Origin of the sequence: Bradyrhizobium sp., from assembly GCF_049512235.1 — a bacterium.
Taxonomy (GTDB): Bacteria; Pseudomonadota; Alphaproteobacteria; order Rhizobiales; family Xanthobacteraceae; genus Bradyrhizobium.
In genome coordinates this window covers 1-24,169 of the sequence record NZ_JBEKXH010000042.1, presented here as the reverse complement: position 1 = coordinate 24,169, position 24,169 = coordinate 1, and the positions used below count along the sequence as shown (strand labels likewise).

The 24,169-nt window shown below is 59.7% G+C and carries 18 protein-coding genes; 9 read left to right on the top strand and 9 right to left on the bottom strand.

Translation table 11 applies throughout. The features are described from left to right. Positions 1 to 431 precede the first annotated feature (431 nt). Complete coding sequence (locus ABSG20_RS06290; protein ID WP_423863637.1) at positions 432 to 1,289, bottom strand: VOC family protein; 858 nt, start codon at positions 1,287 to 1,289, stop codon at positions 432 to 434. Between the two features lie 283 nt (positions 1,290 to 1,572). On the opposite strand from ABSG20_RS06290, the gene ABSG20_RS06285 reads away from it, so the two are divergent. The 4 genes from ABSG20_RS06285 to ABSG20_RS06270 all read left to right on the top strand — a co-directional run bounded on the left by ABSG20_RS06285 (position 1,573) and on the right by ABSG20_RS06270 (position 4,760). Then, positions 1,573 to 1,800, top strand: a complete 228-nt coding sequence (locus tag ABSG20_RS06285; RefSeq protein ID WP_423863636.1) for a hypothetical protein — start codon at positions 1,573 to 1,575, stop codon at positions 1,798 to 1,800. Positions 1,801 to 2,303: 503 nt separating this feature from the next. Then, positions 2,304 to 3,395: a copper-containing nitrite reductase gene (gene nirK / locus ABSG20_RS06280; RefSeq protein ID WP_423863635.1), complete on the top strand. Its 1,092-nt coding sequence runs from the start codon at positions 2,304 to 2,306 to the stop codon at positions 3,393 to 3,395. Beyond that, positions 3,379 to 4,359: a formylglycine-generating enzyme family protein gene (locus tag ABSG20_RS06275; RefSeq protein ID WP_423863634.1), complete on the top strand. Its 981-nt coding sequence runs from the start codon at positions 3,379 to 3,381 to the stop codon at positions 4,357 to 4,359. Before nirK ends, ABSG20_RS06275 begins: the two co-directional genes overlap by 17 nt. A gap of 170 nt (positions 4,360 to 4,529) precedes the next feature. Then, a complete protein-coding gene (locus tag ABSG20_RS06270; RefSeq protein WP_423863633.1) occupies positions 4,530 to 4,760 on the top strand; it encodes a hypothetical protein in 231 nt (76 codons plus the stop codon). A 101-nt stretch (positions 4,761 to 4,861) separates the two neighbouring features. On the opposite strand, the gene ABSG20_RS06265 is transcribed toward ABSG20_RS06270, so the two are convergent. Together ABSG20_RS06265 and ABSG20_RS06260 are read right to left on the bottom strand one after the other, a co-directional pair. After that, complete coding sequence (locus tag ABSG20_RS06265) at positions 4,862 to 6,361, bottom strand: phosphomannomutase/phosphoglucomutase (protein ID WP_423863632.1); 1,500 nt, start codon at positions 6,359 to 6,361, stop codon at positions 4,862 to 4,864. 279 nt (positions 6,362 to 6,640) lie between these two features. Beyond that, a complete protein-coding gene (locus tag ABSG20_RS06260; protein ID WP_423863631.1) occupies positions 6,641 to 6,895 on the bottom strand; it encodes a hypothetical protein in 255 nt (84 codons plus the stop codon). A 327-nt stretch (positions 6,896 to 7,222) separates the two neighbouring features. On the opposite strand from ABSG20_RS06260, the gene ABSG20_RS06255 reads away from it, so the two are divergent. Next, entirely contained in the window at positions 7,223 to 8,350 is a 1,128-nt protein-coding gene (locus tag ABSG20_RS06255; RefSeq protein WP_423863630.1) for a hypothetical protein, read from the top strand. Between the two features lie 32 nt (positions 8,351 to 8,382). Here the strand turns inward: ABSG20_RS06255 and ABSG20_RS06250 are convergent, their stop codons facing one another. Continuing rightward, complete coding sequence (locus tag ABSG20_RS06250) at positions 8,383 to 8,685, bottom strand: hypothetical protein (RefSeq protein ID WP_423863629.1); 303 nt, start codon at positions 8,683 to 8,685, stop codon at positions 8,383 to 8,385. Between the two features lie 749 nt (positions 8,686 to 9,434). On the opposite strand from ABSG20_RS06250, the gene ABSG20_RS06245 reads away from it, so the two are divergent. Beyond that, on the top strand, positions 9,435 to 10,643 hold the full coding sequence (locus ABSG20_RS06245) for a polysaccharide biosynthesis/export family protein (protein ID WP_423863628.1): 1,209 nt from the start codon (positions 9,435 to 9,437) through the stop codon (positions 10,641 to 10,643). On the opposite strand, the gene galE is transcribed toward ABSG20_RS06245, so the two are convergent. From galE to ABSG20_RS06230, 3 genes are all read right to left on the bottom strand, one after another. Continuing rightward, on the bottom strand, positions 10,644 to 11,621 hold the full coding sequence (gene galE / locus ABSG20_RS06240; RefSeq protein WP_423863627.1) for a UDP-glucose 4-epimerase GalE: 978 nt from the start codon (positions 11,619 to 11,621) through the stop codon (positions 10,644 to 10,646). Positions 11,622 to 12,181: 560 nt separating this feature from the next. Further along, entirely contained in the window at positions 12,182 to 12,856 is a 675-nt protein-coding gene (locus ABSG20_RS06235; protein WP_423863626.1) for a sugar transferase, read from the bottom strand. A 798-nt stretch (positions 12,857 to 13,654) separates the two neighbouring features. Then, complete coding sequence (locus ABSG20_RS06230; protein WP_423863625.1) at positions 13,655 to 15,913, bottom strand: polysaccharide biosynthesis tyrosine autokinase; 2,259 nt, start codon at positions 15,911 to 15,913, stop codon at positions 13,655 to 13,657. 487 nt (positions 15,914 to 16,400) lie between these two features. Between ABSG20_RS06230 and ABSG20_RS06225 the strand changes: the two genes are divergently transcribed. Continuing rightward, positions 16,401 to 17,171 carry a metallophosphoesterase family protein gene (locus tag ABSG20_RS06225; RefSeq protein WP_423863624.1) on the top strand — a complete coding sequence of 257 codons (771 nt, stop codon included), beginning with the start codon at positions 16,401 to 16,403 and terminating at the stop codon, positions 17,169 to 17,171. Positions 17,172 to 17,212: 41 nt separating this feature from the next. On the opposite strand, the gene ABSG20_RS06220 is transcribed toward ABSG20_RS06225, so the two are convergent. Beyond that, positions 17,213 to 18,316: a glycosyltransferase gene (locus ABSG20_RS06220; protein WP_423863623.1), complete on the bottom strand. Its 1,104-nt coding sequence runs from the start codon at positions 18,314 to 18,316 to the stop codon at positions 17,213 to 17,215. Positions 18,317 to 18,463: 147 nt separating this feature from the next. Then, positions 18,464 to 20,440, bottom strand: coding sequence for a hypothetical protein (locus ABSG20_RS06215; protein ID WP_423863622.1), 1,977 nt, complete (start codon positions 20,438 to 20,440; stop codon positions 18,464 to 18,466). 378 nt (positions 20,441 to 20,818) lie between these two features. Here ABSG20_RS06215 and ABSG20_RS06210 point away from each other — a divergent pair, with 378 nt between their 5' ends. Next, positions 20,819 to 23,224, top strand: coding sequence for a membrane-bound PQQ-dependent dehydrogenase, glucose/quinate/shikimate family (locus ABSG20_RS06210; protein ID WP_423863621.1), 2,406 nt, complete (start codon positions 20,819 to 20,821; stop codon positions 23,222 to 23,224). 353 nt (positions 23,225 to 23,577) lie between these two features. After that, positions 23,578 to 24,169: acyltransferase family protein (locus tag ABSG20_RS06205; protein ID WP_423863620.1), on the top strand; the 592-nt coding region annotated here is incomplete at its 3' end.

Here is a 24,169-nt window from a genome sequence, read left to right as displayed (position 1 = left end):
GCGACCTCAATGTACATCCTGCCCTGCCATGTCATAGCCAGCCCGACGCTGCCGCGTCCACCGCATCTCATCCCGCGTGTCTGACGATCGCGATACGCCCCTCATCTGGAACGAGACGGGTGTGACTATAACTGATTCGAACAAAAAGGCAACAGGAATATTTTTCACATTGTGGCTTGACAGCCCAAATCACACCAGATCTAGGGCCTGTCCTAGCCCGTCGGGCAAGTTTCTTTTCGCGACGTCGTCCGAAGGCTTGGCGGACAAGAAATAATTTAACACGTCGGGCAAATCACCGGCATCTTCTCATCATCGCGGTAATCGGTTTGCATGACAAATTCCAGCGGTCGGACTGAGGCTGGCGGGACGCCTATGCCGCCTGACTCTCGGACCGCTCCGGCACCATAGCGAGCAGGGTTGCCTCGCGCGGGCTATGCCGCGACGAAGATCAGCAATGTACCATTGGCGGCCGCGGGTGCCACGCAAACCGCGCCGCCGCTGCGGATGCCGGAGCCCCCGGCCGCCTGCGCCGCGGCGCCGAGATCGTATGTCGCGATCACGAGACCCGCACCGCCGCGCTCCGGCAATCCCGAAAGCGGGACTTCCGGATAGCGCCGGCCCAACTGGTCTTTGGCCAGGAACACGAAATCGGCGCGATCTGAACCTGAGGGTACCGCGACGGCGCCGTCCGGCTCGGTCCTGACGTCCCGGTCGATCATGCGCGCGAGATGCGCCGCATCCTGGGCTGGCTCCGGTGAAACGACCAGCACCTGCCTGAGGCGTTTGGCGCCGTTGCCGTGGTGCATCAACTCCGGAAGCCAGACCGTGTCCCTGGTCTTGTGCTGACAGGCGAAAATACGCAAGCCGCCGGGTGCCTCTTCAAGCGGCCATTGGAAAACCCTGAATTTGGCTGCCGACAGGCCGCCGTCCGGCATCGTTACCGGCCGTTCGAAATCGATGGGACCAATGGGCTCAAAACCGCGTGCCCGAATCTCCTCGGCGCCGGCGGCGGAATCGAGCGCCGTGAAGGCGACACGTTCGATGCCTTCGCCGCGCTTGGCGAGAAATGCGCGGGTCGGGGCATTGTGCTCGGTTTCAACCAGCACCCCCAGCAATTCGATGTAGTCGGGGTCGAGCATGATGGTGGTATTGCCCGATCCCATCTTGGCGCTGTGGGTGCCGCGCGGCGACACGGTGAAACCAAGACGCTTCCAGTTTGCGGCGGCGCTGTCGAGATCCCTGACCACGACGACGGCGTGGTCGATTCCGATGACATTGGTGAGTGGCACGCTTTGGTTTCCCGGCATCAATGGCGCGGCACCAGCCTTACAGTGACAGTCCGGAGAACAGCCTTCTCCTTGTGGCCGCAAAAACGCAATGGAAGAATTTGGACGAAGCGATATTTTTACCGGGTCATCCATGACAGTGAGCGGCGACCCATCGAACAAAAAAATCGAGCGCTAAATATTTATAAATGGTTCAATGCGCATAGGGAACTCTGAGGCGCAACGATAACGCAACTGCGCCGGCCCCGACACGGGCTTGCAGTCAGAAAGACGGGCAAAAACCTTCATGAAACCACAGCGAAATCTCGCCGACCGCAGCCACCTTCGTAACCCCGAAAACGACGACTTCGTTCGTCAGACATACACGCTGCCTCTGGAGGCGGCGCGCCTCACCGTCCGCGACATTCTCGGTCGCGTTCCGCAAGGCGGCTACCGCACCATCGTCGAGCGCTGGCAGCAGCTCCCCGATCGAAAGATCGAATTCACCCTGCGCCGTCTGCCAGCCTCGGACTAGCCGACGGGCTGCTCTTCCGGCATGCAAAGCGCGCGCCTCAGCACGCGATGGTGCTGACTTGGCCGTCCTCGCCGTATTTCAGCAACAAGCGATCCCGCGTGATCAGCGTTGCGGCGAGGTATCATAGACTTTGCCCCAATCAGGATCGGCAGGCTCCGTCAGATCTATCTTGATCGGCTCGAACCAATGCACGCCGAGAGATGCCTCCTTAGGTTGCATCCCGCCCAGTATTCAGGCTCCGTGGATGACGCGTCATTGCGCAGCTTACGCCACAATTTCGATGCAACTTTTGGTAGCATACTCAGAGTCGAATTATCCTCTCCCGGCGCCTAATCTCGCGCCACGCGACCTATCGGATGTCCTTGATAATGCGCGCGGCGGTGACGCGCTAAACTACCATAGATAGTAAAAATTAATATTTCTATCTAGGGTCACAAAAAGGACATACACGTTGTAATTGATATCGGGGCCGGTCGCTATTCGCTCAAACCAGGAGAATGATCGTGATCACCAGAAGAAGCACAATCGTTGGCGCCGCCCTGTCCGCCGCCTTCATAGCCCGCCCGTGCCTGGCTCAAGTGCCCGATCTGCCGCGGAAAAAGGTCGATCTCGTCGCTCCCCCTTTGGTTCATCCGCACGAACAGGCCACCAGCAATGGCCCCATGATCCTGGAATTCCGATTGCTGGTCGAAGAGAAGGAACGCGTCATCGACGAGATCGGAACCAGGCTCCAAGCCATGACGTTCAACGGCTCGATCCCCGGCCCGATGATGGTCGTGCACCAGGGAGACTTTGTCGAGGTCACCCTCGCCAGTGCCGCGACCAACACGATGCCGCACAACATCGACTTCCACGCCGCCACCGGCGCATCAGGCGGCGGCGACCTGACGCTGATCGAACCCGGCGAGGAGGCCGTGATTCGCTGGAAAGCGACGCGCACCGGCGTCTTCGTCTATCACTGCATTCCCGGAGGCTCGATGATTCCATGGCATATTGCATCGGGCATGGCGGGCGCGGTGATGGTGCTGCCTCGCGACGGTCTCAAAGACGGTGCCGGAAAGCCGCTCCATTACGACCGGGTCTACTACCTCGGCGAGAATGATTTCTATGTTCCGCGCGACGCCAACGGGAAATTCAAGACCTATGCCTCGCCGGGAGAGGCCTTCTCCGACACGATCGAGCTGATGCACAAGCTCGTGCCCACGCATGTCGTGTTCAACGGCAGGGTGGGCGCATTGACCGGTCGCAACGCGATGCCTGCCAAGGTTGGCGAAACGGTGCTCATCGTGCATTCACAGCCCGACCGGGATTCCCGACCGCACCTGATTGGCGGTCACGGCGACTACGTCTGGGAGACTGGAAAGTTCTCCAATCCTCCGGAGACCGGCCTGGAGACCTGGTTGATCCGAGGCGGCTCCGCCGGCGCGGCGCTCTATACTTTCCTCGAGCCGGGGATTTACGCCTATGTCAACCACAACATGATCGAGGCGGTTGAGCTGGGCGCCACCGCGCATTTCAAGGTTGAGGGCGCCTGGAACGACGATCTCATGACCCAGGTGATGGCGCCGGGCCCGGTCAATGCGGCGGCGCATTAGCACGCGGCTCGGGCCCGCCACGTCGTGGCCGCCGGTCGCCGGAGGTCTGGCATGGCTGGTTGGGATCGTCGCGTCGTCGGCGGCAGCGGCGAGCGCGACGATCGCCGTCGCTCTGGCGATACAGCGATATGGAGAGGGGCCGGGCGCGCCGGAGGTGCTGGCGCTTGATCTGACCGAGTTGCCTGCCGGTGTTTTCGAATATCGCCGGAGCGGGGATTTCAGCCGCGACGGCGGTCCGGTAACGGCGCCGACCGTTACCGCCGTGATTGTGGGCCGGCTTGTCGTGATGCGGCACCAGGTCACCGCGGCGGCGTATCGACGCTGTGTCGAGGCTGGAGCATGTCAGATGAGCGACCGCGGCGCAGCCGCGGTCGACCGTCCCGCGGTCGGACTGAGCTGGCGGGACGCGAGCGCCTATGCCGCCTGGCTGTCGGACCGATCCGGCGTCGAATTCCGGCTGCCGACGGACGAGGAGTGGGCCTATGCGGCGGCCAGCCGGTTCAGCGGCGATGACGTGCCCGACAGCGCCATCGCCACCGATCCCGGCCGCCGGGCACTGGCCAGGTACGACAGGGATTCACGGCGCGACGAGACGGTCGAGCGGGAACCGCAGCCGATCGGGAGCTTCGGGACCAACGAAAATGGCCTCGCAGATCTCGCCGGTAACGTCTGGGAATGGACCGATACCTGTTTCGCGCGCAACAGGGTCGATCAAAGCGGAGCAGCGGTCGTCACCGGGGTCAATTGTGGCGTTCGGGTCGTCGAGGGCCGGCATCGTGCCTATGTCACGGACTTCATCCGCGATCCGCGCTCCGGAGGCTGTACGGTCGGCAGTCCGCCAAGCAACCTCGGATTCCGCCTGGTGCGCGACGACCGCTCTTGGCAGGGCCCGCACTCATGGCTCGGCCAAGCGCATCGCCTCATGCATCTGCTGCAGAAGACGCTTCGGCGATTGACTGCTTGACGTTGATTACTACCTACGATTAAAATTTTCAGTTGTCGCGACAGATGCCGCATCGTCGGGAATCTGGCGCGCTGGGTGCGTTGCATGGGGGTGACGAATCAAGGTTTTCATTCGCTCGCGGTAGGTTTTATCTGGGCGTTCCGAAGTATTTCAAGGGTTGAGCGATTGCAATGGCCTGGATCAAGGTAACGGGACCGGCAGGCAACGCTGTGATGATCAGCGTTGAGCAGATTGTCCGCCTTCGACCTCCCGATGGGACCCAGGCAGCAGGCACACAAGCGGTGGTTGATTTAACCAACACCCAAAGTCAGGCGACACGCGAGACCGTGGACGAAATCATGCAGCTGATTGTGCCGGAGGCAACAAGTCTACGTAGAACGAGCACAAAAAAGAGTGGCTAAGGCCAGCCGTGAAAACTATTGAATCGGATCGGGTTCTCCCCTCCCCCCGCGAAGCGGTAGGGACAGTGCGTTTTCAAATGCGTCCGGATCGATAGGTTGGGTCAAATTCTCTGATTATATTCGCCGACTTCGGGATGGCCGCGCAGCACCGAATCCATCGCCTCGAACATGTCGCGCATGCGCTGCTCGGAGGCCGGGCTCTCGACCACGACCACCAGTTCAGGCTTGTTGGATGACGCCCGCACCAGGCCCCAGCTGCCGTCCTCGACCGTGACCCGCACCCCGTTGACGGTGACGAGATCGCGAATCTTTTGCCCGGCAACCTTTTCGCCATTGGCCTGCATCGCCTCGAAATGCCCGACCACCTGCGCGACGACGCCGTATTTGGCCTCGTCGGCGCAATGTGGCGACATCGTCGGCGACGACCAGGTTTTCGGCAGCGCGTTCTTCAGATCCGCCATCGACTTTTCCGGCGCCCGGTCGAGCATCTCGCAGATCGCGATCGCCGAGATCAGGCCGTCGTCATAGCCGCGGCCGAGCGGTGCGTTGAAGAAGAAATGGCCGGATTTCTCGAACCCCGCCAGCGCGCCGAGCTCGTGGGTGCGGCGCTTCATGTAGGAGTGGCCGGTCTTCCAGTAGGTGGTTTTCGCGCCCTGCCTGGCGAGCACCGGATCGGTGGCGAACAGACCGGTCGATTTGACGTCGACCACGAACTTCGCGCCCTCGGTGATCGCCGACATGTCCCGCGCCAGCATCACGCCGACCTTGTCGGCGAAGATTTCCTCGCCGGTATTGTCGACCACGCCGCAGCGGTCGCCATCGCCGTCGAAGCCGAGGCCGACATCGGCCTTGTGCTCGAGCACCGCGTCGCGGATGGCGTGCAGCATTTCCATGTCTTCGGGGTTGGGATTATACTTCGGAAAGGTATGATCGAGTTCGGTATCGAGCGGGATCACCTCGCAGCCGATCGCTTCCATCACCTGTGGCGCGAACGCGCCCGCGGTGCCGTTGCCGCAGGCGACCACGACTTTCAGCTTGCGTTTCAGCTTGGGCCGTTTGGTCAGGTCGGCGATGTAGCGCGCCGGAAAATTCTCGTGGAACACATAGGACCCGCCGGCCCTGTTGTTGAACTCGGCGTTGAGCACGATCTCCTTCAGCCGGGTCATCTCGTCGGGGCCGAAGGTGAGCGGCCGGTTGGCGCCCATCTTGACGCCGGTCCAGCCATTATCGTTATGCGAGGCCGTCACCATCGCCACGCAGGGCACGTCGAGCTCGAATTGCGCGAAATAGGCCATTGGCGTCATGCACAGGCCGATGTCGTGCACCTTGCATCCCCCGGCCATCAGCCCTGAAATCAGCGCGTATTTGATCGAGGCCGAATAGCCGCGGAAATCATGCCCGGTCACGATCTCCTGGCTGGCGCCGAGTTCCGCGATCAGCGCGCCAAGGCCCATGCCCAGCGCCTGAATGCCCATCAGGTTGATTTCCTTGCCGAACAGCCAGCGGGCATCGTATTCGCGAAAACCGGTCGGCTTCACCATCGGTTCGGATTCGTAGGCCAGGGTATTCGGAACCAGCACGGATTTCGGCTTCGGAAACATTTTTGAGATCGCCTCGTCGTGGAGTGCTGAAGGAACGTGGCCGCAGCAATAGCCAATGCGCGGGCGCAGCGGAAGGTCAGCTGCCCGGAATCGTGGCTATAATGAATGCCAAGGTGAATGAGCTGAAGAAAGCTCCGAATTACCGGGCTACCGTATGCAACAACGCCAGATCTTCAGGTTTCCGACGCGCATTTGCGGTCAGGACGTTTGTTGGCGACGCCGCCAAGCGGATTGGCGCTCATTTTTCCTTCAGCGCGAAGCAAACCATGCGCCCCAGAGTCATCCGCAGACAATGGCGCGCCGGTATTCGATACCGTGGGGCGTTTCAACCGGAACCACCTTGATGCAGCCGGGGTAGATGGCGACGTTGTAGTGGAAGGGCGTCAGATCAAAATAGCCGTGGATCGGGCAGAGGTCGGCGAGGTCGGGTCCGCACCGCGTCACGGGATACAGGCGTCCGCGCGCCGACGCCTCACTCGACAGGCTGAGCGCGGCAAATGCAGCAACGATAGCGATCTTGGCGGCGTGCGACATGACCTGTTCCTCAAAATATGATTTTCGGCGCACCTCGGAGCTATCGGACAATAAACCGTAACCCGACGCTTCGCCAAGCCTTATGCTGGGCGATCAGTTCATAGAAGTCCACCACAGCTCCCGGACAATCCCGTCTAGCCAGCCGGCCGATAGAGTTTTATGGTGGCAGCGCAACCTCGCCTTGTGCGACCTTTGAGGTGGCACCCCGGGGGACCGTGTGACAGCTGCGGTTGGCCCGAAAGGTCATGTTTTTCAAGCGATTATGGGTCAGATGGAGTTGGCCGCTCTTGTCAGCAACCCGGCACGGTTATGACATCCGAACTACCCATGATTGATCGCGACAAGATGGTCTCGCCTCATGCGCAGGAGGTTCAGTTCGCCCTGCTGCTGTCGCGGATGATCAATACGGTGAAGCAAGATCCCTCGCAGATGCGGCTGGCGATCTACGAGTTCGCGCGCGCCAGGCTGAAGCTCGATGTGTCGTCGGCCGACCATGCCGAACAGGAGCGGCTTTCGGCGGCGCTTGAAGGCGCCATCCGCGGGGTTGAAGATCATACCCAACGCTACGACGAGACGGCGCGCCTTCCGGCTCCAACTGCATTTGCGCAAGTGGGGTTTAGCCCCGCGCCAGCCGAGCCGGCATTGACGTCGATGATCCCGACCCATCCCCTGAACGCGGCGCCAGCAGAGGTTCTTGCGCCGACTATTGTTCGTTTGCGACCCGAAGTGCAGCCGGTTTTACAGCTAAGAACAAGGGTGATTTTATCACCACTGGTGAGGTTCTACATCGGCGCATTGCTGTTCGGCGCGGTGGCGTCCCTGGCCATCTATATGCAACGGACCAATGCACCCTCGCAGACAGCCGTGGCGGCCGCCCAGCCGTCGATTTCGCCTGCGTCGGCTGTCGCATCGGCCTCGCTGCCTTTTCCGCTGCCCAGCGATTACGGCGTTTACGCCTTGGGCAGCGACGCCGCGCTAAGCGAACTTCATGCTCTGTCGCTTCGGGTTCCCGACAAGCGCGTCGCCTTGTCCACGCCCATCAATGAGCCCAGCCATACAACCCTTGCCGACGGTAAAGTGAGGTTCGTGGTGTTCCGCCGCGATCTGGCGGCCAGCGCGCCGGATCGGATCGAGGTACGCGTTGTCGCCCGGGTTGTGCGCGCCCTGACATTCGACGGCAAAGGCAAAGCGGGTTTCGTGCCGGTGTCGAACGCCTGGAACATTCGAAATTTATCGCATGAATACAGAGTACGGCCCATCGCGGGGAACCCCGAAATGCTTTTGATGCAGGCCGAGAATGCCGATTTCGCGCTTCCCGCCGGCCGCTATGTTCTCGTTCTACAGGATCTGGGATACGACTTCACGGTTGCCGGCAAGGTGACCGATCCATCGCAGTGCCTTGAGCGCACGGATGCGGCCAACGGCGCGTTCTATTCAGATTGCCAGAAGAAATAATTGAAAATATGGCGGCGGCCGGACCGGCGGCGTCAGAGCGTGAGCCGCATGCGGTAAGCGGCGCTGACGACGGCGCGGATCACCAATCCAAGAAAATAACTGCCTTGGAGGATGCATTGCGCGGCCAGTATTGTCAGTGCCGTGCCCTGAAAGGTAAAGCCACGAGAGAGCGAGAATACCAGCGAAGCGACCAGCAGCAGCGCGACGATCGCCAACAGAACCTTCAGCCGGAACATTGCGCCAACGGCAACTCCCAGAATGGCCAGCGCGATGGCAGCTGCCTCCATCTTGTCGTCTCCCTCGTTTGTCCACTCAACGTCCGCGCCGGCGGCCATTGATTAGCATCACGCAGCCTTAACCAGGTGCAAAATCGATTGCTCTTGCTACCTGCGAATTCATTCGCGGAACCATGCACCTTATCGGTTAGGTTGGCCAAGTTAGAACGAAAGCCTTGATTGATTGAACAACGCTATTCCACAAGAGGCTTCAGCGGAAGCCCCTGTTGGGGGAAGCCCTCGGCATCGGACCAGGAGCAACCGAACTGCTGCTCGCAACCATAATCTGGCCAGCAAACGCAACCTCGCACACTGGGCGAAGGACCGGGTTGCCGTCGTGCTCAAAAGGACACTGAAGGTCGCTTTCGCAGTCACCCTTGGCGGCCAAGAGAGTCCATATCGCCACACTTATTGATGCTCCCTTGGGCGAAACTCCGAGAGGCCCCGATAAGATCTTGCTTGTACGGAAGTTTACTCAAAAGAAGGCTCTAATCACTAGGATGCATCGGCAGGGGCCGGAAGGTGTGGCCCTTAAGTCACGGCTGTTGCAAAAGCGATGACCGGGCGGGATTTGGGTATTTGAGGCAATTGAATTGCTCTGTAGGGTGCAGCCAGAAGCTGCAGGAGGCTTCCAGAAAAGTGCAGGAGCCTTCCAGAAAAGGAGGATTTGCTGGCTTAGCCCAGAATAACCCACCGGGACTTGGCCTGATCCCCTTCCTTCCGATGGCGGCCGGGCGAGTCTAACCGGACGTGTTCGGTTTGCTTAGGAACTTGTTGATGATCAACGATATTCGCCGGGACCTGTCGTCATGCTGAAACGGCTCGGCTCCCCGCTTTCCGCCATCATGCTTGCAGCCCTGCTGCCGGCCTGCTCGCTGCTGCCGGGGACAGGCCCAAACAGCGACGCCGTGAACGGCAATGCGACGGCTGGCCTGCAGTCCACGGCCTCATTGCCTTACGCGCTGGTGGACGTGACTGCCGATACCATCGGCTTTCTTTCGCAGCCCAATCTGATCACGTTCAAGGGTGAATTCCCGGACAAGCGGCCGAAGCCGACCCAGGACATCGGTATCGGCGACGTCCTCAATATATCGATATTTGAAGCCGCCCCGGGCGGCCTGTTCACGCCGGGGCAAGCGGCAGGCGCCCGGCCCGGGAACTTCGTCGATTTGCCGGCACAGGCCGTTGATCAAAAAGGCAGCATTTACGTGCCCTATGCCGGCGAGATTCCGGCCGCCGGGAGGACCATTCCGGACATCCAGCAGGCGATCGTCGCCCGGCTGCGCAACCGCGCCATCGAGCCGCAGGTGGTGGTCAGCCTTAATCAGCAGCATTCAAGCGTCGTCAGCGTGTTGGGTGACGTGAATACGCCGAATGTGCTGGCGCTCAACAGCGTCGGCGAACGGTTACTGGCACTGATCGCGCGCGCCGGCGGCCCGAAATTCGAGGCGATCGAGAGTTACGTGACGCTGCAGCGGGACGGCAAGCGCGTCAGGGTGCTGTTGAGCCGCGTGGTGCACGACCCGCGCGAGAACATCTTCATTCGACCGAATGACGTGATTTTCCTCACCCATGAAGCGCCAACCTTCACCGCGCTCGGAGCCCTCAATCAAAACGTCTTTGGCTTCAACTCCGAAATTCCGTTCGACGTCGAAACGCTGACGCTGGTCCAGGCGATGGGCAAGGCGGGCGGACTCAACGACCAGCAATCCGATCCTCGCGAGATTTACGTCTATCGGTATGAGGAGCGTCCGTTCCTGGAGAAGCTTGGCATCGATACCAAGCGATTCATCTTCGATCGGATACCGACGATCTATCACGTCAACGTCCGCGATCCCTCGGGAATGTTGCTGGCTGCCGCTTTCCAAATACGGTCCAAGGACGTCATGTATGTCGCCAACGCCAAAGTCGTGGACTACTACAAGCTGCTGACGCTGATCAACAACACCGCCGCCACCGTGTCGAACACGGCAAACGCAGTGACGAGCGTGAACACGGCCGAACAAACCAGGTGGTAGCTAGATCGGCAGGTAATTTGAGTGCCAGTTAAAAGCGGTAACAATAATTGACTGCAGGTCGTGTCGTGGCGACCAGCCGAGAGCTCGCTCCGCCAGCGCGTTGTCGGCGACCAGCGCGGGTGAGTCCCCCTCGCGACGTGGACCCTGTTTAATCTCAAAATCTCTGCCTACGACATGCTGGACGGTCGCGAGCAGTTCCTTGACTGTTGTGCCGTGGCCGGATCCGAGGTTGAGGGCGCAGCTGCCGCCGTTATTCAAGAGATGCGCAATCGCGCTCGTATGCGCGGCCGCAAGATCGAGAACATGGACGAAGTCACGCACGCAGGATCCATCACGCGTGTCATAGTCCGTGCCCAGAACTTGAAAATATGGCCGGCGGCCCAATGCGGTTTCGATTGCAATCGGTATGGCGTGAGTTTCCGGCGAATGCCATTCGCCAATTCTACCTTCAGGATCGGCTCCGGCAGCGTTGAAATAGCGTAAAATCACCGACCGGAAGCCTTGGTAGAGGTCCAGGTCTCTCAGGATCTGCTCGACGATGAGCTTGCTTCGTCCGTACGGATTGATCGGCGACTGGCTGTGGCCTTCATCGATCGGTATCGAGGTGGGAATGCCGTAGGTCGCGCAAGTCGAGGAGAATACGATCTTGTCGATGCCCGCGGCCTGCGCGGCTCGGAGCAAATTTATCGTTCCAGCGACGTTGTTTTCATAATAGAAGCCGGGGTCTTTCGTGGAATCGCCGACCTCGATAGCTGCGGCAAAATGTATGATGGCGAGAGGCCGGTATTTCCGGAGCACCTCATCGAGTCTGCCGCGATCCCGGATGTCGCCTACCTCAAGCGGTCCCCATTTGGCAAATTCCGCATGGCCATTTGACAGGTTGTCATAGACGACCGGTGTGAAACCCTTGTTGAATAAATCAAGGCAGGTGTGCGCCCCGATATAGCCCGCGCCACCGGCGACCAGAATACTTGCCATCTTAATAGAACTTCCCGGATAGCCTTGCGAAAATTTCAGTGCCGATGCGATCGACAGTTTGCCGGTCGCGAACGCAGATCCCTGACCTCAGTTCAACGGCGGCATGAGGAGGAGACGAATTCGGCCGCGCCCTTCAAGCAGAGCCTGCCGTCCAACACCTAGATTGGCGTCGCCCAAAAGCTTCTAACGCAGTCGCACAGCCACCGCAATATCGCTACGAAGCCCCAGCCCAGCAAGCCAAACCATGCGATCATCGCCGATAAGATCAAGGCGGTAAGGCAATAGATTGCGACCTTCTTGCCAGTCTGCGCAGCCGTTGGCCGGGACCGGGCGGGCCGAGCCAGCGGCTTGACGGATTGCTGGACATCACTCATTCGTTGTTACCGCTGTTTGACTAAGCGTTCAGTAGCTGTGACGCGGGGAATCAGCAATCAAAACGGCAAATTAACGTAAATTCGTCATGGGCAGGTATTCCTCATTTCGTATCCATGCTTCGAAGGCGACGCCGATTTGCGGGGATGGTGACGTCCTGGCGATGGGATCGCCGATCTCAGAGGCGATTAATAGGCGTCATCGGAAAGCAAAACAGCGGGAATCGTCACCACCAATATCCTGATGTCCAGGAACATCGACCATTTGCGAGCATAAAACGCGTCATATGCGATGCGCTTTTCGTACGTCGTTGTGCTGCGACCGCTGACCTGCCAAAGCCCTGTGATGCCCGGCCGGCATGCGAGGTAAGCGTCGACAGCGTCGGAATACCTGACCAGTTCTTCCTCGGTAACGGGGCGAGGTCCCACGATGCTCATCTCGCCCTTCAGGACATTGAACAACTGCGGCAACTCGTCCAGGCTGGACCTGCGCAGGATGTCGCCGATCGCGGTCACCCGTGGATCGTTGCGCAGCTTTCGATTGGCCGCCCACTCCGCCGCGGCTATGGGATCTTCCTCAAGGAGCCGGCGCAAGCGCTCTGGTGCGTCCGTCACCATGGTACGGAACTTCAGACAATCGAAATAGTCGCCCTTGAACCCCACGCGTCGATGACGGAAGAGCGCCGGTCCGGGCGACGTCACGACCGTTGCTACGAAGCAGATAATCAACAAAGGGGCGAGCAAAACGATTGCGGAGACCGCCAAAATGACGTCGATCATCCGTTTCGCAGCCAACCCGACGGGACGCTGTAGCTTCACGGAAGCAAATCTCAAACCAGTGGGCGTATCGGCCAAGCCGCTCATATCCGGGTACTCCTCAATACAACGCCTAAGAAATCACCAAGCGCTTATTTTATTGTTTGGTTATTAGTGTTGGTAATCTTATTTCATAAACTTATAAGCACTGCAAAATTTCGCAAGTTCGATTTTTAGGCGGATCTTCATTGCGGATGATCTCCTAACCGACTGCTCCCCTTACCTATTTCGGATATGCCGCTAAACTTGGCAAGCTGCGTAACCAAACACAAGGCAATGAATGCTGCAGTGCAACTTTCTACCGTTTACCCAGCATTCCCGACAACTCAAGGGATTATTTGGGTCACAATTGCGAATTCGATGCCAGATTAGGTTGCAAGCGAACGCGCAGTCGCCCGTGATTTTTCGGCCGATTCCAGCGTATTCTCAGGAGCGAAGGCTCTGCGAGGCGTCCGAAAAGGCCTTTTGCCGCGGCGAGCCGAGCCGCTCGACTTGGCTGTGCAGCGACGAACGAATGGGTTGGGATGCGGCTGAATATGAGCGCGCGGCATCGCCGGAAAATCCATTGCGAATAAGCTGCCGGGGCGATCCAGTAAAGGCCGAAGTTTGTGCTTAGGAGACATCGGACTTTAAATCTTCCGAGTCGCCTTAGTTCGTCACCGGCCCTTGGCCGACCCCCTTGGACGAAACAGGCTGGATGCGGGGCGCCGAAGGAGGGCGACCACAAGGGTCGCCCCGACAGGATCGACAGGACGTAGGGGCGCCCCTTGTGGGCGCCCTCTTCGACCTTACGCTTGACCGGTTAGTTTCTGCTTAGACGCTTGACGCCTGTGATTACTGGGTCGTCTAGGCGGCTTCGGCTGGAAATTTATCGTTGGTGTAATAATCGTAGCGCCGATCGGAATAGCCTTCGAAGCGGCGCATGACCGCCTCGTCGGCCTTGTTGAGGACGGCGCCAAGAAGCCGTTCCGACACGATAGGGGAGGTGTTGATCGCCTTCAGAATTTCGTCGGTGGATGTGCTGCCCCACTCCACGACCAGAACAAATGCGTCCAGCAGATGGGCGACCGCCTTCACGTCGACGACCGGAAGAAGCGGAGGCAGATCGACCAGGACATAGTCGTAATCGCTGCGTGCCGCCTTCAGCATGTCCTTCATTGCCGGTGAAGTCAGGACATCGGAACTGTTCGAGGACCTGATTTTCGTCGACGATGGCAGGAAATCGAATTTGAATTTCGAATCCGTGATGACGAGGTCCTCAAAGGCGGATTTGTCCGCGACCATATTGAGCAAGCCCGGCTGGCCGCCATAGCCGAGCGCTCTCGTCATCGAAGGATTCCTCAAATCGGCGTCAACCAGCAAGGTGCGCGCGCCGCCCTTGGCCACGAAGGCCGCGAAGGCCGCGGCGACCGTCGTCTTTCCTTCTCCTGGAAGTGCCGAAACGATCCCGATGACCTTGCCCCCGGTCGGGTGAAGATCAATCGCCACCTTGATATACCGCAGCGCCTCCGCGGTTGCGGAAAATGGCGCGACTTCGTTGATCCGCCGAAACGCGGTGGAATCCTGCGTCGCCCGACGCTTGCGCAAGACGGGTCGTTTTTCGGCGACCGCCGGCAGAACCGCAAGACAACTGGTTCCGAGAAGCTTTTCAAGTTGAGCTCGGGTATGGATCTGGCGGCTCATCTGCTCGCGCGTAAATGCCGCAAGTCCGCCAAGGCCCAATCCGCAAATGATCGCCAGCGCAAGAGTAAGCTGGGTGTTCGGCGCACTTGGCAGCGGGGGAGCCGAGGCTACCGTGACAACCCGGGCTTCGGTCGATGGAAACGATTGTTGCTGCACCGATTGCGTGAACCGTGTCAGGAACGTCTCGTAGATGCCCCGATAGGAATTCGCGGCCGTCTCGAGTTCGCGCAGGCGTACCTGCGACTGTCGCGTCGCGGCGGACTTCTGGAACACCTCGGTCATCCGCTTGTCGATGGATTCTTCCTGGCTCCTGGCGATCTGAAGTTCGCTCTTGTAGCTTTCGGCGATGCGGGAGATTTCATCCCAGATCGAGCGCTGCAGCGCAGCCATCTCGGCACGGAGATTTTTGGCGGCCAGGTGGTCGGCCCCGTACCGGGCGCTCCATTCCGACTCCTTGCTCTGATCATCCAGAAACTGCTGCCGAAGCCTGGTTATGACCGGATTGCTCAGCGCGTCGGTGACGACCGGATCGGGAATATCAAGGCTTTCCTTTTGCGTTCGCTGTTCCAGGACGCGTGTGATGCGGTCGAGCTTCGCCCGCGCCTGGCTGGTATCGGCGCGGGCCTTGGCCAAGGCTATTCCCAGCTGATCGAGCTCAACTTCGCTGGCGAGCTTGCCATCGACGCCGATGATAATGCCGTTCTCGGATTTGAAATCCTGAACCTTCCTGTAGGCATCGCTCGCCTGCTCGCGCAGCTCTCCTATGCGTTGCTCGAGCCAGACACTGGCGCGGTGCGTGGCCTCAAACTTCGCCTGCAGCTGATCTTCGATGTAGGCATCGGCGAAGGCATTAGCGATGATCGCAGCCTTGTCCCGGTCAAGGGAAGTATAGGCGATCTGTTCGATGTAGCTACGTCCCAAGCGGACGACGCGCAGATTACCTCCAAGCGTGCCGAGAGCGCTCCTCATCAGATCGTCGGCCGAAGGTTTGGGCTGCGTTCCGTCACTCAGTTTCAACAGCATGAGGATACGGCGTTTGAGCCCTGGACCGGCCCCGACGAATTCCGGATCCGCGGTCAGATGCAATCGATTGACGACCGCCATCGCGACTTTTTCTGACTTGGTCGTCTCGATCTCGCTATCGACGGCGGCATCCTCAATCATATGGTTTTCGGCCGTCATCTCGGCCTGTGTCCAGACCACCCGCTTGGTATCGATGATCATATCGGCCTGGGCGGTATACCTGGACGGCGAAAGTGCGATGTAGACGCCCCAGAGAACAATCGAAAATGCGGTGATCAGGGCGATCAGGCGCCATTGTCTGCCAAGGAAGTCGCGAGCCTGGACCATCGGCAACGTTCCGGAACTCGGATCGTTATCCATCGCAGGCGTGTAGGGCGGAAATTGCCCGGCCATGTTCATGTTATACAATTCCCCAAACTAACCCATGCTCATTTTGGCGATGCCGGCTGACGGCCAACCAAATCAACACTCCGATACGCATCGCGACACCAACTAACTGTTCTGACTGAGATTTATCAAAGACAACGGGCCTTCAGATATCGAGATGTGGCAACCTTCCTGAACCGCTATCGCGGATGGCGTAGCAGCAATATGGTCAATTGGCGGCACTCCATATAACGCGTTGTAAAATGTGATATTTTGATGGAGCATTTGTGGCCGGGAATGATCCGGTGCTGCGTACGCTCGCGCTGGTTCAAACAAGCTTAACTGGCCGATCGATATGGTTCGCATTGGACTGCGCTCGAAGCCATCGTGTGGTGGTTCGAAACGGTTCACCGCCGTGGCGGAAGATGGGTTCGAACCTCGTTTGATCGGCCGGCTTCGAGATGATGCTAGGCTGGGTTTTGATCTATAGGGATGCCATTCGGTGATGGAGACTTGACGAGTGCTGTCTTCTCTTAAGGAATTTCAGAAACTGAGAGTGCGGGGGCGACACCCGTGTTTGCCCGGAGGGGTAAGGATCTACGCCGTCGGCGACATTCACGGCCGTCTCGATCTGCTCACCGAATTGCTGGCGCGGATCGATGCCGATATCGCCCTCCGACCAACAATGAGGCCGGTTTATGTCTTTTTGGGCGATTATATTGATCGCGGATCGTCGTCGCGTGAAACCATCGACAGGCTGATCGAGCATGGCCAGACGAATGAATCGATATTTCTGAGGGGTAACCATGAACTGATCGCCATCAAATGCCTGAGTGATCGCAGCCTGTTCGATCAGTGGTTGCGCTTGGGGGGCCTGGAAACCCTGGTGTCGTATGGGGTGGCCCGTGACAGCCTGGCAAAGGGCAGGCAAATCATCGAACTGCAGTCGGCCTTTCACAGCGCCTTGCCGCAAGCGCATTTTCGGTTTTTCCGCGATCTGGTGAATTCATTCAGCTGCGGCGATTTCTTCTTTGCCCATGCCGGAGCAAAGCCCCATGTCGATCTGTCGCAGCAGAAGGAAAGCGATCTGCTTTGGATAAGAGAGGAATTTTTGTCGTCGACCTTCGACTTCGGCAGGATCATTGTTCACGGACATACGCCCAGCAGTGAAATAGATGTCGGACCCAACCGGATCAATATCGATACAGGCGCATTTGCGACCGGCCGCCTGACATGCCTGGTGATCGAAGGCCGATCATTGTCGGTGATCGATACCTCGCGCGAGCCTTGACGAGGAGAGCGAGCCTCAAGATCGGCTTGCTGGGCGCGCCATCAACGCGCGCTCGCTTTTTCGGCGAGGAGGCCGTCGATGTGCGCGCGCATCTTCTGAAAGAACTGTTCGCGGCCGAATTGGCCCGCATGTTCGGCGATCCTTTCGGGTGAGATCTCGATACCTGCCAAACCATGGACCGCCGAGGTGATGGCCTCGACCGTTTGTTCGGCGAAGAAGACCCCCGAAAGGCCGCTTGCAACGGTCTCGGTCGCGCCACCGCGGCCGAAGGCGATGACAGGTCGACCGCTCGCCATCGCTTCGACCGGCACCATACCGAAATCCTCCTCGCCCGGGAAGATCAGCGCGCGGCATCTCGCGTAATGTTGCTTCAAGACGTCGAAAGGCTGAGGACCCAGCACCGTAACGGTGGGACCCGCCATGCCGCGAAGTTCATCGAGCATCTCGCCGCCGCCGATCACGACGAGCTTTAGCTGCATTTCATTGAAGGCACGCACCGCCAGATCCGGCCGTTTGTAGGAGACGAGCTCGCCGGCCATTAAATAATAATCGGCAAGCTCGGCGGGCGCCGCGATCGAAAAGGCGCCGGTATCGACGGGTGGATGAATGACGACGGAATCCGCCCCGTAGTATCGGCGAATGCGGCCTGCCACCGTTGCCGAGTTCGCGACAAAGCTGTCGACCCGTGCGGCTGACGTCACATCCCACATCCTCAGGTAGTGAGACAGTGCCGGCATCACGAGACGTGCCACCCGGCCGGCGCTATTGCGGTAGTCATGATACATGTTCCAGATGTAGCGCATCGGCGTGTGGCAGTAGCAGACGTGCAGCGCATCGGGGGGCGGAATGATCCCCTTGGACGGCCCCGATTCACTGCTGATGATGAGGTCGTAGCCGCGCAGGTCGAGCTGCTCGAGCGCCATCGGCATCAGCGGAAGGTAGTTTTTATACATCCTGGCGGCGCGCGGCAGCGCGTTGATGAACGTCGGAATCACCTTGTGCTGGCGGATTTTGTCGGACACGCTTTCCGGTACGTACACGTGCGTGAAGATATCCGCCTGCGGATACATGTCACAAAGCGCCTCGATAACCTTTTCGCCGCCGCGCATTCCGACCAGCCAATAGTGAATAATCGCGACCTTCATCGAGCTGCCTTCGAATGTTGCGTCGCCGGCGATGCCGCCCGCGCCCGGATTTCACAGGTATTCTGAGATAGCGTCAAAACCAACATCGCATGTCCTTCGTTCGCGAGCGCGGTTGGTGGATGACAGCGAGTTGCCCGCATCGGTGGCTCACGGCCCGCCACCCGATCGGATCAAGCGGTAGTGCAGCCAACGCGCCGCGAAGGCCGCTTCAACGGCAGCCAGAAGGAGCGGACGCAATAGCGGTGATGCGATCTCGGCGATAGCGCCCTCCCGCCATTCGCTTCTGCGCATCGCCTGAAGCAGGCCGCCGTCGCGCACGATGACCGGGACGTGGCCGTCCTTGCCGAAGTCCATGGAACGGGGAGGAAAGTCGAGCCAGCCTGCGTCGTTGCGTGTCGGCCAGACGATCGCGCGGTGCAGGCGCCGGAAGGCAATCTCCACGTCGGCCATGACGCGAACGGTGGTGTCGGCGGGGCGCAGCGCACCGATGTAGTCAAGCACACCCGCAAAAATCTCATCCGGCTCCGGCGCGATCAGCTCGGACCAGCCGTCGATCTCGAGACTGGATCGCGCCACGCCGTCTACCCGCGTGAAGGAACGAACGCTGGGTAGCGGCGGCTCCAGGGTTGCCTCGATCAGGTGCCAATATCGCAAGATCGACGAGCGCGGATTGAACGGTGAATAGCGGTCGTCTTGCGACGCAATTCCGATCACTTCACCGAAGTGTGGAGATGCCATGCGCTTGTAGTTGGCGCGGGCGAACTGGACACAGCTCCATCTCTTGTCCGGGAGTGCTTCCTTGAGCAGCTGAAGCGTGCTGCCGAACAGTCCGGTATCGCAAAGTATCATCCGCGACCGGCCGGCGCTGCAGCTTTCCAGATGCTCGCGGAACAGGGCATCCTGGTTTGATGCAGCGGACACGAATTGCCGTCCCGCCGGCGATGCCAGCACAGCCTCGAGGCCCTGCCTTGAATAGGGCGCGTCCCAGATGGCTTTCGAATTGTCATCGTCCGAATCTGGCTCGATACAGCCAATCGCACGCGCGATGTCGCGCAGCGGACGGCCGCCGAATTCGTAACCGATTTGCTCGAAGGCCGCCGCGCCGCCTTTAAGCAGGGCCGAGCGCACCGCGACGATGCGCGAAATCATCAGGGGCCGGATCGCAATCGGGCTGGCCAGACCGGATGCGGCCAGGAAGTTTTCGTAGATGGTTTGCAAGCGCAGCCCGCCGCGCGCGCAGAACAGCAGTACGCTGTCTTCCGGGTGTTCAAGATTGGACAGCAGTATCCACGTCTTGAGCGCGAATTCAGCAAATATCGGTCCGAGGATCTGCCTGCCGAAGTCGCGCCGGTTGCGCACGCTGGCCGGCATCGACGTCGCCGGCTTGATGCGCGGCTCCGCGAGCGCACCCGCAAGAGATGAAAGTTTGCGTATCGCGCGCTGCAGACGTGGCCGTGGCAGGAGAACGGCCTGCATTCCGGCGGCGCGGGGCATGGCCAGGTCGGAACGCGGGTGATCTCCGCAATGAAGCATGCGCGCCAGCGGCACCCCCTCGCTTGCAGCGACGCTTGCGAACAATTTTCCGGAGTGTTTGGTCAGGCCGAGATCAGAGCTGACGTAGGTCCGGTCGATGGTGGTCCCGCCAGTGCTCGTGAATAAAAGCTCATTGACGACCGTCTCGGGCAGGTAAATATCCGAGATTGCGATCACCGGCTTGCCTTCGGCGCGGATGGCGACCAGCCAGTCGATCAACGCGCGATTGGCGCTCAGGCTTCGCCGTTCGACCGCAAGCTCCGCTTCCAGCATGTGCCGGACGCAGGATGGGTCAATGCCAAGCAGCACAGACTGTATCTGCTGGATGCGCGCAAGCGTCGCGTCGCCTTCCGGCCGCTCGATCCGAACGGCCTGGTAAGCGAGGCCCTGCACCGCGACGCGCAGTCTATACAGAAGACCGACGTCAAACGCGTGCCCTTCCCGGGCCAGCCTTCGCGAGAGTTCCACCGCAACTTCGGCGAAACGTCGGCGTTGGCCCTTGTTGTTACGGAGCAGCGTCGTATCGAACACATCGACGGAAACGATATCGAATGTATTGCGATCTAGCGCGTAAAGTGCAGAAAGAGACAACGGCTCTCCTCGGTTGGCACGGAGAACGTGCGGTTATCTGGCTGATGAAATTCCGTTTAGTGAATCCGGATCCGGAAAGCAATTTGTCCGAGCTGCGGCACGATCGATAAGTGTGCCTATAGTTACGAGGAGTCCGGAATGGCTGAAGACGAGAATGCAACGAACTCCCAGGGTATCTCTGAACGTCCGACTGGAAGTGCAAGCCTGGTATTAATACCGAGCAAGGCTCGCGGTTCGTGCTTGGTCTTTACCAACACATTGAGCAATGGTCGTATCTCGACGCGCTGCCATGCTCGTCAGATGGACAACGTTTGATCGAACGGCTATCGCGTCTCTTCGACATTGAGCGTGATCGGGTTTTGAAAAAGAGGTATTTTCATGATTGGTGCTTCCAAGGCTGGCGGGTGGTCCGGGTTCCATTGGTCAGCGTTCATTCTTGGCGCCGCGATGATCATGCTCGGTCTTGTGCTCGCTGTCGGCGGCGGGTGGCTGATATTCCTTGGCGGCTCACTCTATTATTTTTGCGCGGGAACCGCGCTGGTCGGGGCCGGGTATCTCCTGATGCGAGGTCGGGCAGAAGGGGCATGGCTGTACCTGGTCATCTTTGCATCGACGCTGCTCTGGGCATGGTGGGAGGTTGGTTTCAATGGCTGGGCATTGGTGCCGCGCGTGGTTGGCCCGTTGCTGCTGCTGCTTGTTGTGATTCCGATCGGTATGCGGCTGCGCTCTTTCCGGCACGGCCAAGCGACCGCCTTTGGCGCCGTCGCCGCCTGCATCTTGTTGGCGGCGGGCTGCGGTTTTGCGATCGAGCATATCCGCGGGACTGCCGTGGCTGCGGGCATTGTCTCGCCGCCGGCAGAAAGCATGGCGGATCCGTCACCGCTGCAAACCGGAACGGATTGGCCTGCCTATGGCGGCAGTTACAGCGCCCGGCGGTATTCGCCGCTGACCCAGATCAATCGGGAGAACGTGCTCAGGCTCACTCGGGCATGGACGTTTCATACCGGCGATCTGCCGAACCAACGCACCAGGAACACCTACGGCGCCGAGACGACTCCGCTCAAGGTGGGAGACATGCTCTACCTCTGTACGCCAAAGAACATCCTGATCGCGCTCGATCCAACAACCGGAAAGGAAAGGTGGCGCTTTGATCCGAAGGTACCCGACGACAACATTCCCTTCACGGCGGCATGTCGTGGCGTAGCCTACTACGCCGTGCCGAACGCCGATCCGGCGCAGCTCTGCGCGACGCGGATCATCGAGGGCACGCTGGACGCCCGGGTGATCGCGGTTGACGCCAAGACAGGTGCGCCCTGCGATCAGTTCGGAAGCGCCGGCCAGGTCGATACGACGATCGGCATTGGCGAACATGATCCCGGTATGTTTTCGATCACGTCGTCGCCGACGATCGTACGGGATGTCATTGTCATCGGTCACCAGGTTCTCGATGGGCAGAAGCGAGACGCGCCATCGGGTGTGATCCAGGGATACGACGCGGATACCGGAAAATTGCGCTGGGCCTGGGACATGGGCAATCCCGATGTCAGCACGCTGCCTGCCGCGGGCGAGACTTACACGCGCGGCACGCCCAATATGTGGACGACGGCGTCGGGCGACGAGCAACTCGGGCTGGTCTATCTGCCACTGGGTGTATCGGCAGTTGACTATTGGAGCGGCAGCCGGTCCGACCGCGAAAAGGAGTTCGCAACTTCACTTGTCGCTCTCGATGTCACAACCGGCAAACCGGCATGGCATTTCCAAACCGTGCACAATGATGTCTGGGACTACGATCTTGGATCGCAGGCGTCGCTGGTGGATTTCCCGGCGCAAGGGGGCACCGTGCCGGCACTGATCCTGCCGAGCAAGCGCGGCGATATCTTCGTTCTGGACCGCCGCACCGGCGAGCCGCTGGTAGGTGTCGAAGAGCGGGAGGTCCCGCAAGGCGGCGTCGAGCCCGAGCAGCGTGCGAAGACGCAGCCGTTCTCGCTCTACCACACCCTGCGCCACCCCGATCTCACCGAGCGCGACATGTGGGGCATGTCGCCGATCGACCAGTTGGCCTGCCGCATTATGTTTCGCCGGGCGAACTATCAGGGCATCTTTACGCCGCCTTCGGCTCTGCTGCGCACGATTCAATATCCCGGTTTCATGGGAGGTTCCGATTGGGGCGGCATCGCGGTCGATCCGGCGCGCGGCATTCTCATCGCCAACTACAACGACATGCCGAACAGTGTCCGGCTGGTACCGAGGGCTGAAGCGGACCGCCTCGGGTGGAAGCTGATCGATCGCAGGCACGGCACGATTGGCGGCGAAGAGTCGCCACAGGTTGGCGCGCCTTACGCAGTTAGTGTGATCCCCGGCCTGCGGCTGCGCCAGACTGGCTTGCCGTGCAAGCAGCCGCCCTATGGCGGTATCCGCGCCATCGATCTTCGAAGCGGCAAGACGCTTTGGGATCGTCCCCTTGGCAAGGCGCTTGCGAACGGGCCATTCGGTATCCCGTCGATGCTGCCGATCGCCATCGGCACGCCCAACAACGGCGGCTCGGTGGTCACCGCGGGCGGGTTGATCTTCGTTGCAGCGGCGACGGACAACCTGATCCGCGCCATCGATATCGAAACAGGAAAAACAGTCTGGGAGGACAAGCTGCCCGCAGGCGGACAGGCCACGCCGATGACATATGAGGTGGACGGCCGTCAATACCTGGTCATCATGGCTGGCGGTCATCACTTCATGGAAACGCCTGTCGGAGATGAGCTGATCGCCTATGCGATTCCGCCGAAATGAATTTCCGGGGATACAACGAAATGCCGGTGGGGCAGATCGGCTTCCGGCGACAAAAGCCGACCGCTGAATATGCAAGCTATTGGAGATGACGTTAATCGAAGACACTCGGGGTTGATAAGTACCGGGCCCGCATGCGGAGCCGCGAATATCGGTTGCTTCTGCCCCGCGCGCCGCGCAATTTTTCTTGGCGCTCGCGGAGAGCGCAACATGAGTACCGATCGTGTTTACCTGAAACGATAAAATTTGCAGATTCCGATTTACAATCTGCGCGTCCGAAGGCCAAATGAGTTCCTTCTTGCGTTAATTCTTCAGATGGTCCGTTATTGTTCGCTGAGTTCTGCCAGGGAGTATCAATGGCGCGCGTTAATTTCTATTCGCTGGGTGACCGCTATTCCGCAACAGCTGGCCATCCATCCGGGTTCGACTATCTGAGAATCACTCTGGCGGTCGCGATCATCGCGGTGCATAGCTGTCTCACGAGCTACGGACTGGCCGCGAATGACGCGCTGTACGACAGCCCGCTCGGAAGACTCTGCAACCTGCTGGTGCCGATGTTTTTTGCCCTCAGCGGTTATCTCGTGGCCGGAAGCCTGCAACGGTGCAGGACGCTCGGCATGTTTCTGGGGCTGCGCGCCATCCGCATCTTTCCCGCACTGTTCGTCGAGGTGATCCTGTCCGCGTTTATTCTCGGTCCGCTGGTCACGACCCTGCCGCCGCAATCGTATTTTTCGGACCCGCTGTTCTTCAAATACATGCTGAACGCCATTGGCGACGTGCATTTTCTTCTGCCGGGCGTCTTCGCAGACAATCCATGGCCCGGCGTCGTCAATGGACAGCTGTGGACGATACCCTATGAACTCTATTGTTATGGTGCGCTTGCCTTCATTACGCTGCTTGGTTTGAAGAAGTGGCGTGTGCTCGGGCCGATCTTTGTCGTCGTCGTCG

What these genes read in the sequence shown, in the direction of transcription:
- ABSG20_RS06285 (WP_423863636.1), top strand. Translation starts at nt 1,573, where the DNA reads ATGAAACCACAGCGAAATCTCGCCGACCGCAGCCACCTTCGTAACCCC.
- ABSG20_RS06275 (WP_423863634.1), top strand. Translation starts at nt 3,379, where the DNA reads ATGCGGCGGCGCATTAGCACGCGGCTCGGGCCCGCCACGTCGTGGCCG.
- ABSG20_RS06270 (WP_423863633.1), top strand. Translation starts at nt 4,530, where the DNA reads ATGGCCTGGATCAAGGTAACGGGACCGGCAGGCAACGCTGTGATGATC.
- ABSG20_RS06265 (WP_423863632.1), bottom strand. Translation starts at nt 6,361, where the DNA reads ATGTTTCCGAAGCCGAAATCCGTGCTGGTTCCGAATACCCTGGCCTAC.
- ABSG20_RS06260 (WP_423863631.1), bottom strand. Translation starts at nt 6,895, where the DNA reads ATGTCGCACGCCGCCAAGATCGCTATCGTTGCTGCATTTGCCGCGCTC.
- ABSG20_RS06255 (WP_423863630.1), top strand. Translation starts at nt 7,223, where the DNA reads ATGATTGATCGCGACAAGATGGTCTCGCCTCATGCGCAGGAGGTTCAG.
- ABSG20_RS06250 (WP_423863629.1), bottom strand. Translation starts at nt 8,685, where the DNA reads ATGGCCGCCGGCGCGGACGTTGAGTGGACAAACGAGGGAGACGACAAG.
- ABSG20_RS06245 (WP_423863628.1), top strand. Translation starts at nt 9,435, where the DNA reads ATGCTGAAACGGCTCGGCTCCCCGCTTTCCGCCATCATGCTTGCAGCC.
- galE (WP_423863627.1), bottom strand. Translation starts at nt 11,621, where the DNA reads ATGGCAAGTATTCTGGTCGCCGGTGGCGCGGGCTATATCGGGGCGCAC.
- ABSG20_RS06235 (WP_423863626.1), bottom strand. Translation starts at nt 12,856, where the DNA reads ATGAGCGGCTTGGCCGATACGCCCACTGGTTTGAGATTTGCTTCCGTG.
- ABSG20_RS06230 (WP_423863625.1), bottom strand. Translation starts at nt 15,913, where the DNA reads ATGAACATGGCCGGGCAATTTCCGCCCTACACGCCTGCGATGGATAAC.
- ABSG20_RS06220 (WP_423863623.1), bottom strand. Translation starts at nt 18,316, where the DNA reads ATGAAGGTCGCGATTATTCACTATTGGCTGGTCGGAATGCGCGGCGGC.
- ABSG20_RS06210 (WP_423863621.1), top strand. Translation starts at nt 20,819, where the DNA reads ATGATTGGTGCTTCCAAGGCTGGCGGGTGGTCCGGGTTCCATTGGTCA.